This is a genomic window from Pantoea sp. Lu_F5_004 (assembly GCF_051136245.1).
GTDB lineage: Bacteria > Pseudomonadota > Gammaproteobacteria > Enterobacterales > Enterobacteriaceae > Pantoea > Pantoea agglomerans.
This window is the reverse complement of record NZ_CP194946.1, coordinates 2,022,513-2,036,751: the sequence shown is the minus strand read 5'-3', so window position 1 is coordinate 2,036,751 and position 14,239 is coordinate 2,022,513. Positions and strand designations below refer to the sequence as shown.

General features: G+C 55.1%; 12 protein-coding genes. 9 read left to right on the top strand and 3 right to left on the bottom strand.

From position 1 onward, the window contains the following. The first annotated feature begins 223 nt into the window (after positions 1-223). Positions 224-976: an FNR family transcription factor gene (locus tag ACR8BN_RS09385; RefSeq protein WP_010244686.1), complete on the top strand. Its 753-nt coding sequence runs from the start codon at positions 224-226 to the stop codon at positions 974-976. Between the two features lie 117 nt (positions 977-1,093). Next, a complete protein-coding gene (gene uspE / locus ACR8BN_RS09380; protein WP_010244683.1) occupies positions 1,094-2,050 on the top strand; it encodes a universal stress protein UspE in 957 nt (318 codons plus the stop codon). Positions 2,051-2,096: 46 nt separating this feature from the next. On the opposite strand, the gene pntB is transcribed toward uspE, so the two are convergent. Next, positions 2,097-3,485 carry a Re/Si-specific NAD(P)(+) transhydrogenase subunit beta gene (pntB, locus tag ACR8BN_RS09375; RefSeq protein ID WP_010670206.1) on the bottom strand — a complete coding sequence of 463 codons (1,389 nt, stop codon included), beginning with the start codon at positions 3,483-3,485 and terminating at the stop codon, positions 2,097-2,099. 3 nt (positions 3,486-3,488) lie between these two features. Then, complete coding sequence (pntA, locus tag ACR8BN_RS09370) at positions 3,489-5,021, bottom strand: Re/Si-specific NAD(P)(+) transhydrogenase subunit alpha (RefSeq protein WP_434747561.1); 1,533 nt, start codon at positions 5,019-5,021, stop codon at positions 3,489-3,491. Between the two features lie 540 nt (positions 5,022-5,561). Between pntA and ydgH the strand changes: the two genes are divergently transcribed. Both ydgH and ACR8BN_RS09360 read left to right on the top strand, forming a co-directional pair. Continuing rightward, positions 5,562-6,515: a DUF1471 family protein YdgH gene (ydgH, locus tag ACR8BN_RS09365; protein ID WP_010244673.1), complete on the top strand. Its 954-nt coding sequence runs from the start codon at positions 5,562-5,564 to the stop codon at positions 6,513-6,515. 206 nt (positions 6,516-6,721) lie between these two features. Continuing rightward, positions 6,722-8,113 (top strand): basic amino acid/polyamine antiporter, encoded by a 1,392-nt coding sequence (locus ACR8BN_RS09360; protein WP_033757764.1) that lies wholly within the window; start codon positions 6,722-6,724, stop codon positions 8,111-8,113. A 127-nt stretch (positions 8,114-8,240) separates the two neighbouring features. Here ACR8BN_RS09360 and ACR8BN_RS09355 read toward each other — a convergent pair whose 3' ends face one another. Further along, positions 8,241-8,654, bottom strand: a complete 414-nt coding sequence (locus ACR8BN_RS09355; protein ID WP_010244668.1) for a hypothetical protein — start codon at positions 8,652-8,654, stop codon at positions 8,241-8,243. 178 nt (positions 8,655-8,832) lie between these two features. Here ACR8BN_RS09355 and rstA point away from each other — a divergent pair, with 178 nt between their 5' ends. From rstA to ACR8BN_RS09330, 5 genes are all read left to right on the top strand, one after another. Further along, positions 8,833-9,558 (top strand): two-component system response regulator RstA, encoded by a 726-nt coding sequence (gene rstA / locus ACR8BN_RS09350; RefSeq protein WP_010244666.1) that lies wholly within the window; start codon positions 8,833-8,835, stop codon positions 9,556-9,558. After that, positions 9,555-10,856, top strand: coding sequence for a two-component system sensor histidine kinase RstB (gene rstB, locus ACR8BN_RS09345; protein ID WP_033757765.1), 1,302 nt, complete (start codon positions 9,555-9,557; stop codon positions 10,854-10,856). The genes rstA and rstB overlap by 4 nt, the downstream gene beginning before the upstream one ends. 20 nt (positions 10,857-10,876) lie before the next feature. Then, complete coding sequence (locus ACR8BN_RS09340) at positions 10,877-12,364, top strand: carboxypeptidase M32 (RefSeq protein ID WP_434747560.1); 1,488 nt, start codon at positions 10,877-10,879, stop codon at positions 12,362-12,364. 159 nt (positions 12,365-12,523) lie between these two features. Continuing rightward, positions 12,524-13,108, top strand: coding sequence for an acid resistance repetitive basic protein Asr (asr, locus tag ACR8BN_RS09335; protein ID WP_434747559.1), 585 nt, complete (start codon positions 12,524-12,526; stop codon positions 13,106-13,108). A 277-nt stretch (positions 13,109-13,385) separates the two neighbouring features. After that, complete coding sequence (locus ACR8BN_RS09330) at positions 13,386-14,195, top strand: trypsin-like serine peptidase (protein ID WP_010670211.1); 810 nt, start codon at positions 13,386-13,388, stop codon at positions 14,193-14,195. Positions 14,196-14,239 lie beyond the last annotated feature (44 nt).

Below are 14,239 nucleotides of genomic sequence, written 5' to 3'. Positions count from 1 at the left end.
TTTCGAATGTCACTGCCAGCACAGAAGCGTGTGACAGATCACATAAGCGGAAACTTTTCGTGACAGTCGAACCTGTCGGGATTCTGAGAAGCCCGTCACATCAGCGTTTGTCGTTGTGTGCTTCGTCCATAATGTTTGTAGGTGTAAAACTGCTCGGATGAGTTCCCTTCAGCACAAAAAATGTTAAAATTGACCCCAGTCAATAATCGTCGAGCAAACCATTATGATCCCTGAAAAACGCAGCATTCGTCGTATTCAGTCGGGCGGTTGTGCCATTCACTGCCAGGATTGCAGCATTAGTCAGCTCTGCATCCCCTTTACGCTAAATGAACATGAGCTGGATCAGCTCGACAATATCATTGAGCGTAAAAAACCGATTCAGAAAGGGCAAACGCTTTTCAAAGCAGGCGATGAACTCAAGTCTCTGTATGCGATTCGCTCCGGTACTATTAAAAGCTACACAATCACTGAACAGGGTGATGAGCAGATCACCGGTTTCCATCTGGCGGGCGATTTAGTCGGCTTTGACGCGATTATGGGCTCCAGCCACCCCAGCTTTGCGCAGGCGCTGGAAACGGCAATGGTATGTGAGATCCCTTTTGAAACGCTGGATGATCTGTCGGGCAAAATGCCAGCCCTGCGTCAGCAGATGATGCGTCTGATGAGCGGTGAAATCAAAGGCGATCAGGACATGATCCTGCTGCTGTCAAAGAAAAATGCTGAAGAGCGCCTGGCGGCGTTTATCTGGAACCTTTCCCGTCGTTTTGGCCAGCGCGGCTTTTCACAGCGCGAATTCCGCCTCACCATGACGCGTGGCGATATCGGTAATTACCTGGGCCTGACGGTTGAAACCATCAGCCGCTTGCTGGGGCGTTTTCAGAAGTCCGGTATGCTGGCGGTGAAAGGCAAATATATCACGATTGAAAATCACGCCCTGCTGGAAGAGCTCGCGGGTCAGAGCCACCAGGCCGCCTGATACTCAGCCGGATCAATAAATCTTATTTTGTTGATCCGGCAGTAACTTTTTCACTTCTTCCGCTGTGCAACATAGGCTATCTTTATTCCAGTCGCTCTGGTTTAAGGAGAACGCCTCATGTCCCAGTACCAAAATGTTCTGGTCGCCATTGATGCCCAGCAAGACGATCAGCCCGCGCTGCGACGTGCGGTCTATCTGAATCAACGTCTTGGCGGAAGAATTAAAGCCTTCCTGCCTATCTATGACTTCTCATATGAGATGACCACCCTGCTTTCGCCGGATGAGCGCGCGTCGATGCGCCAGGGCGTGATCAGCCAGCGTACCGAATGGATCCGCGAGCAGGCCCGCGCTTATCTTGATGCCGGTGTCGAAATTGACATCAAAGTCATCTGGCACAACCGTCCCTATGAAGCCATTATTCAGGAAGTGCTCGCCCATCAGCATGACCTGGTGCTGAAGATGGCGCATCAGCATGATCGCCTTGAGTCAGTGATTTTCACTCCAACTGACTGGCACCTGCTGCGTAAATGCCCGTGTCCGGTGTGGATGGTCAAAGATCAGCCGTGGCCGGAAGGCGGTAAAGCGATTGTCGCGGTCAATCTTGCCAGTGAAGAGCCGCATCACGATGGCCTGAATCAGAAGCTGATTCGTGAAACGGTGATCCTGGCGGAAAAGGTGAATCAGACCGAAGTGCATCTGGTCGGCGCCTACCCGATTACCCCAATCAATATTGCTATCGAACTGCCCGATTTCGATCCCAGCGTCTACAACGACGCGATCCGTGGTCAGCATCTGGTGGCAATGAAAGCGCTACGGCAGAAGTTCTCGATTGGTGAAGAGTTCACCCATGTGGCTAAGGGCCTGCCGGAAGAGGTCATCCCCGATCTGGCGGCGCATCTGGGAGCCGGTGTGGTGGTGCTGGGAACGATTGGACGCACCGGACTGTCGGCGGCATTCCTCGGCAATACGGCGGAACAGGTGATTGATCATCTGCGTTGCGATCTGCTGGCACTTAAGCCTGACGATTTCAAATCGCCGATTGACCTGGATGATGAAGAGGATGAGGAGGATTAATCCTCCTCAGAAACAGAGAGGGCGGCTGATTAGCCGCCCTTTTTTATTACAGCGCTTTGAGAATCGCTTCCACGCTGGCTTTGGCATCGCCAAACAGCATCTGGCTATTCTCTTTGAAGAACAGCGGATTCTGCACCCCGGCATAGCCAGTGTTCATTGAGCGTTTGAACACTATCACGTTGTGCGCCTTCCACACTTCCAGCACCGGCATGCCCGCAATCGGACTGCGGGGATCATCCTGCGCCGCCGGGTTGACCGTGTCGTTAGCACCAATGACCAGCACCGTGTCGGTGTCACTGAAATCGTCGTTGATCTCATCCATCTCCAGCACCACGTCATAAGGCACTTTCGCCTCTGCCAGCAGCACATTCATGTGACCCGGCAGACGCCCCGCCACCGGATGGATACCGAAACGCACTTTGATACCAAGCGCACGCAGTCGGGCAGTCATTTCCGCGACCGGATACTGCGCCTGCGCTACCGCCATGCCGTAGCCTGGGGTGATAATCACCGAGCTGGAAGCCTTGAGCATCTCAGCGGTCTCTTCAGCCGTAATCTCACGATGCTCGCCCGCTTCCTGACTTTCATCGCCACTGCTGGCTTCAGTACCAAAGCCGCCCGCGATCACGCTGATAAACGAACGGTTCATCGCTTTGCACATGATGTAGGAGAGGATCGCACCGGATGACCCCACCAGCGCACCGGTCACAATCAGCAGATCGTTGCTTAACATGAAACCGGCAGCGGCGGCGGCCCAGCCTGAATAGGAGTTAAGCATCGAGACCACGACCGGCATATCCGCGCCGCCGATCGACGCGACCAGATGCCAGCCAAACGCCAGCGCAATCACCGTCATCAGCAAGAGTGCAAACACCTGCACAGCCGTGCTGCTGGTGTTAACAAACCACAGCAGCAGCAGGAATGAAACCACCAGCGCCAGCAGATTCAGCTTGTGACGATGCGGTAACGCTAACGGCCGTGAAGAGATTTTGCCGCACAGTTTGCCAAACGCCACCAGCGAGCCGGTGAAGGTGACGGCACCGATAAAGATACCGATAAACACTTCGCTGAGATGGATATTCTCCATCACCGCTGGCAGGCCAGGCGCATGGTCGATATAGCTGTTGATGCCCACCAGCACCGCGGCCAGGCCGACAAAGCTGTGCAGAATCGCCACCAGTTCCGGCATTTCCGTCATTTCGACTTTCTTCGCCAGACGAATGCCGATAGCGCCGCCAATGACCATCGCCAGCAGGATCCAGACCACATTACCGCTGTCCGGGCCAAATATGGTGGCGATCAGCGCAATCGCCATGCCGCTGATACCGAAAATATTACCCCGCTTAGAGGTCTCATGACGCGAAAGACCAGCAAGGCTACAGATGAACAGAATCGCAGCCACAATATAGGCTGCAGTGACTAATCCGCCAGACATGTATTACCCCTTACGAAACATTTTCAGCATGCGCTGGGTGACGGTGAAGCCACCAAAGATATTGATGCTGGCAATCAGCACGGCAATAAAGGAGATAAAGGTGACCCAGCCACCGTGGCCCATCTGTAAGACCGCACCGATAACGATGATGCCGGAAATAGCATTGGTTACGGACATCAGCGGTGTATGCAGCGCATGACTGACGTTCCAGACCACGTAATACCCCACCACGCAGGCGAGCGCGAACACGGTAAAGTGGGAGAGGAAGTCGGCCGGTGCCACGTTTGCCAGGCAACCAAACAGCACGATAGCCAGGGCGATCAGCAGATATTTACGCCATGGTGAAACGGGCTTCGCCTCAATTTTTTCTGACGGCTTCGCGGCGGCAGCGGCAGCCTGTGGCGTGGCGGAGACCTGAATCGGCGGGGCCGGCCAGGTCACTTCGCCATCGCGTACCACGGTGACGCCACGCACCACCACATCTTCGAAATCGACCTGGATTTCGCCATTTTTCTCTTTACACAGCAGCTTGATCAGATTGACCAGATTGGTGCCGTAGAGCTGGGAGGATTGTGTCGCCAGACGGCTGGGCAGATCGGTGTAACCGATGATTTTCACACCATTCGGCGTGACGGTAACCTGGTCAGCGACGGTCAGCGCACAGTTGCCGCCGGTCTGCGCCGCCAGATCAACAATGACGCTGCCCGGCTTCATGCTGGCGACCATCTCTTCGGTGATCAGTTTCGGAGCCGGTTTGCCTGGGATCAACGCCGTGGTGACAATGATGTCCACGTCTCTGGCCTGACTGGCAAACAGTGCCATCTCAGCTTTGATAAAAGCCTCGGACATGACTTTGGCATAGCCGTCGCCGCTACCCGCTTCCTCTTCAAAGTCGAGCTCAAGGAATTCGGCGCCCATACTCTGCACCTGCTCTTTGACTTCGGGACGGGTATCAAACGCCCGCACAATCGCGCCCAGGCTGCCCGCTGCGCCAATCGCGGCCAGCCCGGCAACACCGGCCCCAATCACCATCACTTTTGCCGGTGGCACTTTACCGGCTGCCGTGATCTGACCGGTAAAGAAGCGGCCAAATTCATGGGCGGCTTCGACAATGGCGCGATAACCGGCAATGTTCGCCATAGAGCTCAGGGCATCCAGCGACTGCGCCCGTGAGATACGCGGCACTGAATCCATGGCCATTACCGTAACCTGACGTGCGGCCAGCTTTGACAGCAGGTCTGGATTCTGTGCGGGCCAGATAAAACTGACCAGCGTGCTGCCCGCACGCGTCAGCGCAATCTCTTCGTCATCCGGCGCATTCACCTTCAGCACGATATCGGACTGCCAGACCTGCTCTCTGTCGCTGAGTGTGGCACCGGCTGCGATATAGCTTTCATCATCGAAGCTGGCGCGTTTACCGGCGTCATGCTCAAGGGTGACGCTGAAACCCAGCTTGATGAGTTGTCCCACGGTCTTAGGCGTGGCGGCCACGCGCGACTCGTTTGGCAACCTTTCCTTGGGTATTCCAATTAACATAGTGTTTCCTTTCATCGGTTAAAGGATGATGGCCCGAACCTGCACCACGAGAGCGCGACTAAAACGCGGTTTCAGCCGCTTTTGGACGAAACGCAGGTATTTCAAAGTGTTTATAACCTACTGAAAATGTGACGAGCGATCTACAGCGACTACGCAGAGTGATGACATTCACCCAATTATGCAGTGTTCTGTTAAGAAACCTGCGTTATCCCACTGCAAAATAGTCTCACAGGCAGATAATCTGCCAGAGATAATTGTACCAGGACGAATTAACCAACAAGAAAAACCTTTATTTAACAATGCATTAACTGTTTTAGCGCTAATAGTTACCGCTTTTAGTGGTAACTGTCACTAAAACTGGCCATAACTGCGTTTGATGACAAACAAATGAAAAAATCATGGTTGAATAACGCGATCTGACACAAAAAATCGCTGCGACAGTCTGTTTATAACATGCAATAATCAGCGGCTATTCTGTTATACATCAAGAGTCCAGCACGTTTTCGTACTCATTTTTGCGTAAGGCGAAGGATTATTTTTATGAAGCTGAAGAACACTATTCTGGCGACTACTCTGTTGTCCCTGCTGGCAGCCAACGCATTCGCTGCGCAGGAACTTACGCCAGAAAAAGCGGCCGCGTTGAAGCCATTCGAACGTATTAATATCACCGGCCGTTTCAACGCAATTGGCGACGCTGCCGATGCGGTATCTAAGCGTGCAGATCAGATGGGCGCTGCCTCTTATTACATTCAGGCGATCAACGACAGCAACGGCAACAGCGGTAACTGGCGCGTTACGGCTGACCTCTATAAAGCCGATGCCCCGGCAGCCACAGAGTCAACGACCTACCGTCGTTTCAACGGCGTAAACGAACTGCCAAAAGCAGAAGCGTATAAACTCGAACCCTTCGATACCGTTTCGGTCAGCGGCTTCTTTGCCAGCCAGCCGGATGTAAACGACGCAATTTCGAAAGCCGCAAAACAGAAAGGCGCAGCCTCCTTCTTTATCGTTCGCCAGATCGATGCCAACAGCGGCGGCAATCAGTATGTCACCGCCTATGTCTATAAAGCGGATGCTAAAGAGCGTGCGGTGCAGACACCAAATGCGATTCCTGCCGATTCAGAAGCGGGTAAAGCCGCACTGGCAACCGGTGGCGCTGCGGCGGCTAACGTAGAGATCCCAGGCGTGGCCTCGTCTGAAACGCCAAGCAACAAAGTGGGCCGTTTCTTCGAAACCCAAAGCTCTACCGGCAAGCGCTATACCGTCAATCTGCCAAACGGCAAATCGGTGCAGGAAGTGAATGCCATTACTGCTGCGCAGATGCAGCCGTTCGATACCGTAACCTTCACCGGTCACTTCGGTACGCCAACTGAGATTTCAGAAGAAGTGGCGAAGCGTGCGGCGGATAAAGGTGCCAAGTTCTACCACGTTACCCGTCAGTGGCAGAACCAGAGTGGCGGTAACCTGACCGTCACGGCTGACCTGTTTAAGTAATCCTTCTCAGGGCGGCGCCTGCCGCCCTGCTGTTTGCATAATTCCTGCGCTGTTTTGCATAGTCACGCATTGCCATCCCCTGCCACACTCCGTAAAATCCTCCGCCTGTTTTACCGGATATTGTCCCTGTATTGTGCCTTTGGTGTGACATAACCCAGTGACAGAATCCGATTTACCCAGCCATATATGCTAGCGGGAAGGTTGTTTTGGAGAAAAAATTAGGTCTCGGTGCGCTGACGGCGCTGGTGCTCAGCTCTATGCTGGGCGCAGGCGTGTTCAGTCTGCCGCAAAATATGGCTGCAGTGGCCGGTCCGGCGGCGCTGCTGCTGGGCTGGCTGATTACCGGCGTCGGCATCATCTTTCTGTCGCTGGCGATGCTGCTGCTGACCCGCCTTAAACCCGAGCTGGATGGTGGCATCTTTACCTATGCCCGTGCCGGTTTCGGCGAGCTGATGGGCTTCTGCTCCGCGTGGGGCTACTGGCTGTGCGCCGTGATCGCCAACGTCTCCTATCTGGTGATTGTCTTCTCTGCCCTGAGCTTCTTCACCGATACGCCGGACCGGATTATCTTTGGCGATGGCAACACCTGGCAGGCGATGCTGGGTGCATCCGTGCTGCTGTGGCTGGTTCACTGGCTGGTGCTGCGCGGCGTGCAGACCGCTGCCAGCATTAATCTGATGGCGACGCTCGGCAAGCTGGTGCCGCTGCTGCTGTTTATTGTGCTGGCGGTGATGGCGTTCAACTATGATCGCTTCCGCTTTGATTTTTCCGGCGTCACGCTAGGGCAACCGCTATGGGAGCAGGTCAAACAGACCATGCTGATTACCCTGTGGGTCTTTATCGGCGTCGAGGGGGCGGTGGTGGTCTCTGCACGCGCGCGCCAGAAAAAGGATGTGGGCCGGGCTACACTATTCGCCGTGCTGGCAGCGTTGCTGGTCTATCTGCTGGTGACACTGCTGTCGCTTGGCGTGGTTCCACGTGCTGAACTGGCTCAGATGCGTAACCCCTCCATGGCGGGATTGATGACCCGACTGATGGGCAACTGGGGCGATGCGGTGATTGCGGTGGGTCTGGTTATCTCGGTGTGCGGTGCCTATCTGAGCTGGACGATTATGGCCGCTGAAGTGCCCCTGATTGCTGCGCAACAGGGTGCATTTCCACGCAGTATCGCCCGACAAAACCGCCATAACGCGCCAGCCGCCTCACTGTGGCTGACCAACGGCAGTATTCAGCTCTGCCTGATCCTGATTGCCCTGACCGGTGCGAACTACAACAACCTGCTGACCATCGCCTCTGAGATGATTCTGGTGCCCTATCTGCTGGTGGGGTTATATCTGATCAAAGTGGTACGCGGACAGCATAAACCGCTGGCGATGGCGACCGGTATCGGTGCCAGCCTGTATGGCATCTGGCTGCTTTACGCCTCGGGGCCATTGCACCTGATGATGTCTGTGGTGCTCTATACACCGGGCCTGCTGCTGTTTCTGTTTGCACGACGCGGTGGCCGCGCAGAGTTTGCGCTGACTTCGCTGGAGCGGATTGCAATGGGATTGCTGATTGCCGCGACGCTGCCCGCCGTGTGGCAGCTGACGACTTAGCGCCTGGCCCGGCAGGCGTAATGGCTGCAGGCAGAGCGAACCCGGCCAGCGCGGAGCAACCAGGCGTACAGACAGTACGTGAGGATGGTGAGCACTGCCCAGGTTCAGAGCCTGATGGGAGAGGTTCTCAGTGTGACTGCACAGGTATTGAGACACACAGCAGGTCATCCTGCTGTGTCAGATTCAGCGGCCTGGAATATTCATGATGGATCGCGTCCAGCTGCTCCGCCGAAAGCGGATAAGGAAGCTGAATATCGAAGCGACTAATCTGCTGTTGTTCCGCAAGGGTAATCAGGCGCGCGATATTAATTTCGTCGCTGACCTGAGTAGAAATGATTTGTAATGCTAATTCTTTTAACGGGTCGTCACTGCCCTGTAAGCGGTGTGCCGATTTACGTGTCACCATGCCAAATATCGGCATCACACCATAAATAGCATCGACGAAGCTCCAGCGCTTTTTGCAGGAAGCGGAGAGAAAGTCACTGTAATTGAAGCAGATGCGGTCGGGGTATATGGCTGATGCCAGCTCTTTATCAGACACACTAACGCTCCTCATGATAATCATCAATATCCCAAACCTGGCGCAAAAAGGCCGCGCTAATGATTGCACATTTTGCCGGTTATATACCAGCAAGCCACGGATATTTCGTGCGGTAACGTAGAGCTCAGGACCAGGAAAAGATATGCTTCCGTCCATCCCTGTCTCTGCTTTGTGAACTATGAACAAAATTGTTTATGTAGAAGATGAACCCGAAGTGGGCTCACTGATTGCGGCCTATCTGGGTCGTCATGATATTGAGGTGATTGTCGAGATGCGCGGCGACCGTGCTGAAGCGGTCATTGCCGAACAGCAGCCCGATCTGGTGATGCTGGATATCATGTTGCCAGGCAAAGATGGCATGACTATCTGCCGTGACCTGCGGGCCAACTGGCAGGGGCCGATCGTGCTGCTCACCTCACTGGACAGCGACATGAACCATATTCTGGCCCTGGAGATGGGTGCGCAGGATTACATTCTGAAAACCACGCCGCCGGCGGTACTGCTGGCCCGCCTGCGCCTTCATCTGCGTCAGTCGCAGCAGGGACAGCCGGACGATGCGCCCAGCGCACCCGCCGCCAACCGTATGCTGCGTTTTGGCTCGCTGACCATCGATGCGCTGAACCGCCAGGTCACGCTGTTTGACGAGCAGATTGCCCTTTCCACCGCAGATTTCGATCTGCTGTGGGTACTCGCCAGCCATGCAGGCCAGACGCTTAACCGTGATGCGCTGCTGAAAACGTTGCGCGGGGTCAGCTATGACGGCCTTGACCGCAGCATCGACGTGGCCATCTCCCGGTTGCGCAAAAAGCTGCACGACAGCGCCACCGAGCCGTTCCGCATTAAAACCATTCGTAACAAAGGCTATCTGTTTGCGCCCCAGGCCTGGGATACCCGCGGACTATGAGAAAGCTTTTTATTCAGTTTTATCTGCTGCTGTTTGTCTGCTTTCTGGTGATGGCGCTGCTGGTGGGGCTGGTCTACAAGTTCACCGCTGAGCGTGCGGGCCGCCAGTCGATGAATGACCTGATGGCCAGTTCGCTCTACCTGATCCGCAGCGAACTGCGCGAGATCCCGCCGCGTGACTGGAATAAAACCATCAAGAGTCTCGATCTCGGCCTGTCGTTCGACCTGCACATTGAGCCGATGAACAAATATCAGCTTGATGAAGGCAACATGCGTCGGTTGCGCGCCGGAGAGATCGTGGCGCTCGACGATCAATACACCTTTTTGCAGCACATTCCGCGCAGCCACTACGTATTGTCAGTCGGGCCGATTCCCTATCTCTTCTATCTGCATCAGATGCGACTGCTGGATATTGCCCTGCTGATCTTTATAGGTATGTCACTGGCGCTGCCGGTGTTTATCTGGCTGCGCCCCCACTGGCAGGAGATGCAGCGACTGGAAAAAGCGGCTCAGCGCTTTGGCCGTGGCGAGCTGGACGTGCGCACCCATTTTGACAGTACCTCCAGCCTGTTCCGGCTCGGCATCGCCTTTAACCAGATGGCAGAGAACATCAATACGCTGGTTGCCAGTAAGAAGCAGCTGATAGACGGTATTGCGCATGAGCTACGCACACCGCTGGTGCGCCTGCGTTACCGGCTGGAGATGAGCGACAACCTCACTGATAGCGAACGGGTGGCGCTGAATCGCGATATCGGCCAGCTCGAAAGCCTGATTGAGGAGCTGCTGACCTATGCGCGTCTTGACCGGCCGCGCGTCGATCTCAATCTGAAAACACTGGATTTGGCCAACTGGCTGCGCGAGCGGCTTGACGATTTCCGCACTATCAATCCCGACGTGCGGCTCGACCTTGAGCTGCCGCAGCGTGAAAACATCGGCATTTCTGATACCCGCCTGATGGAGCGGGTACTGGATAACCTGGTAAACAATGCGCTGCGTTATGCGCAACAGCGGCTGCGCGTCAGTTTGTGGTTCGACGGTCCGATAGGGTGTCTGCAGGTGGAAGATGACGGTCCCGGCATTCCGCCTGAGGAGCGTGAACGGGTTTTCGAACCCTTTGTCCGGCTGGACCCCAGCCGCGATCGCGCTACAGGCGGCTGCGGACTGGGACTTGCGATTGTTCACTCTATTGCCCAGGCGCTGAGCGGCAATGTGACCATTGAGTCCAGTCCACTGGGCGGCGCCAGCGTTCGCTTTTGCTGGCCGGTTGATCTAACCTTGCGGGAAATTCCGCTGCGTTAAAAAACCACAAGGAGTCTTACGTGACCTCAGCGTATCAACAACTTACCAAGACGTTCCAGCGTCTTTCCCGTTTCAGCCACGTCACGGCCATCGCCGGATGTGACATGCAAACCACCATGCCGCCAGGCGGCAGTCAGGCGCGTGGTGAAGCGCTGGCCGAAATGAGCGTGTTGCAGCACCAGATCCTCACTGCCCCTCAGGTTGGTGAGTGGCTCAGGGCCGCGGAGCAGCAGTCACTGAACGATGTTGAGCGGGCCAATCTCAACGAGATGCAGCGCGCTTACCAGCAGGCCACTCTGCTGCCTGATGATTTTGTTGAAGCCAAATCAATTGCCGGTTCGGTATGTGAACATGCATGGCGCACTCAGCGTCCGGCCAACGACTGGCAGGGCTTCGCCGCCAATCTCAAAGAGGTGGTGCGTCTGAGCCGCGAAGAGGCCCAGCGCCGCGCCGACGCCACTGGCTGCTCGCGTTACGATGCGCTGCTGGATCTTTATGAACCGGGGATGACCCGCGCCCGGCTGGATGAAACTTTTGGCGAACTGAAAACCTGGCTGCCCGATCTGTTACAGCAGGTCGTGGAAAAACAGGCGAAACAGACTGTTGTCACGCCGCAGGGACCGTTCGCCCTGCCTGCTCAGCGTCAGCTCGGCCTGAGCATCATGGAAACGCTGGGTTTCGACTTTAACCATGGCAGGCTGGATATCAGTGCGCATCCCTTCTGCGGTGGCGTGCCGGAAGATGTGCGCATTACCACCCGTTACAACGAGAATGAGTTTCTCAGCGCGCTGATGGGCGTGATCCACGAAACCGGCCACGCTCGCTATGAGCAAAATCTGCCGCAGCAGTGGCGCGGGCAGCCGGTGGCGCTGGCGCGCTCCACCGCTATCCACGAATCACAAAGCCTGTTTATGGAGATGCAGCTTGGTCGCAGCCGCGAATTCCTGCAGCGCATTTTGCCGCAGATCATCGCCACCTTTGGCGACCAGCCTGCCCTGCAGGCGGATAATTTTGTGCGTCTGACCCAGCAGGTTAAGCCTGGCCTGATCCGGGTTGACGCCGATGAGCTCAGCTATCCGGCGCATGTCATTCTGCGTTATGAAATCGAGCAGGCGCTGATTGAAGGCGAGATTGAGGTTGAGGATATTCCGGCGCTGTGGGATGAGAAAATGATGCAGTCGCTGGGTCTGGATACCCGGGGTAACTACCGTGATGGCTGTATGCAGGATATCCACTGGACCGACGGCGCCTTTGGCTACTTCCCGACCTATACGCTGGGCGCGATGTACGCGGCACAGCTGTTCCGCTCGGTACATCTTGCGATTCCTCAGCTCAGCGAGCTGATTCAGCACGGTGAGCTGCAGCCGGTATTCGACTGGCTGCAACAGAACATCTGGCAGCACGGCAGCCGTTTCTCCACCGATCAGCTGCTGATCAACGCCACCGGCGAAGCGCTGAATCCGGCTTTCTTCCGCCAGCACCTTGAACAACGTTACCTGAATAGCTAAGCTCTCGGGCGGTCTGCTGACCGCCCTTTCCCGCCTTTGTACAATCGGTTACACGCCGATACCAAACACCCACGGACACCGTTCATTGATATCCCTATAGTCTCTTCACCGGCCCCGCAGTGGGCTACACATGAAAAAATAGTCTTCGAGGGATTTGCAATGAAAAAATTATTTGCACTGGTTGTCGCCGCTGCTATGGGTATGTCTTCTGTTGCTTTCGCTGCTGACACCACAGCTGCTCCAGCTGCTGCGCCAGCCGCAACAACCACTACTACCGCTGCAGCACCGGCTAAAACCGTTCACAAAACTGCGCACAAGAAACACCATAAAGCGGCTCAGAAAGCGCAGGCTGCTAAGAAACACCACAAAAAAGCTGTGAAAAAAGATGCCGCGCAGAAAGCGCAGGCTGCTAAAAAAGTTCACCACAAAAAAGTAGCTAAACCTGCTGCACAGAAAGCCCAGGCCGCTAAAAAAGTTCACCACAAAAAAGCCACTAAACCAGCTGCTCAGAAAGCCCAGGCCGCTAAAAAAGTTCACCACAAAAAAGCCACTAAACCAGCTGCTCAGAAAGCCCAGGCCGCTAAAAAAGTTCACCACAAAAAAGCCACTCAGCCAGCCGCTCAGAAAGCCCAGGCTGCTAAAAAAGTTCACCACAAAAAAGTAGCTAAACCAGCTGCACAGAAAGCTCAGGCTGCTAAAAAAGTTCACCACAAAAAAGTTGTGAAACCAGCAGCTAAAAACTAAGGTCGCCTTCAGCGCACGGCCACGAGATGATGATTAAAAACACCCGGTTCTGCCGGGTGTTTCTTTACTGGAGTCGATGATATGGTGCGTCGCTATCGCTTCGAAATTATTCTGCTGGTGATGATCCTGTGTGGCATTGTTGCAGCAAGCTTTTTTGTTTAACCGCTGTAGCGTACTGATTAACCAATAAAACTCCCTTTTTCAACGCTCACCGACTATAGTTACCGTACTTACGTAATAACAATAACGTTAATTTTTTCTCGCCATTGAGATTTCTATGCGCCTGGCTACCCTGTTAATGGTTGGACTCTTCAGCTTTGCCACCACGGTTCATGCCGATGATGACGATGACTCGCCTACTCCTGCTGAAATAAAGATGCTGTTTTTCGGTAAGGATCATCGCCAGGCAATCACCGATATTACCGCTGCCCCCTGGGATGCCATTGGTCAGCTGGAAACCGAAAGCGGCAACCTCTGTACTGCCACACTCATCTCTCCGCATCTGGCGCTGACCGCCGGACACTGTCTGCTTGCTCCGCCGGGTAATTTCGATAAGCCGGTTGCGCTGCGATTTATGGCCAGCGATAAAGGCTGGCGCTACGAGCTTCATGATATTGATGCGCGAGTTGAACCCTCGCTGGCATCAAAGTTAAAAGCGGACGGTGAAGGCTGGATCGTGCCGAGCAGTGCAGCACCCTATGATTACGGCATCGTGATTTTACGCAACCCGCCCTCAGCGATTACGCCTATTCCGCTGTTCGATGGCTCACGCAGCGATCTCACTGCGGCGCTGAAGCTGACCGGACGCAAAGTGACGCAGGCAGGCTATCCGGCTGATCATCTGGACACGCTTTACTCCCACAGCGATTGCCTGATCACCGGCTGGGCGCAGCGCGCCGTGTTGTCGCATCAGTGTGACACCCTGCCAGGTGACAGTGGTTCGCCACTGCTGCTCAACAGCGATAAAGGCTGGCAGTTAATCGCGGTACAAAGCTCAGCACCGGCAGCGAAAGATCGCTACCTGGCTGATAACCGCGCGATTTCGGTCACCTCGTTTAAAGATAAGCTGGAATCCCTGGCGCAGTAGCCCGCACTCTTACCCTCATTATCGGATGCGCGCCGGTTACGGCG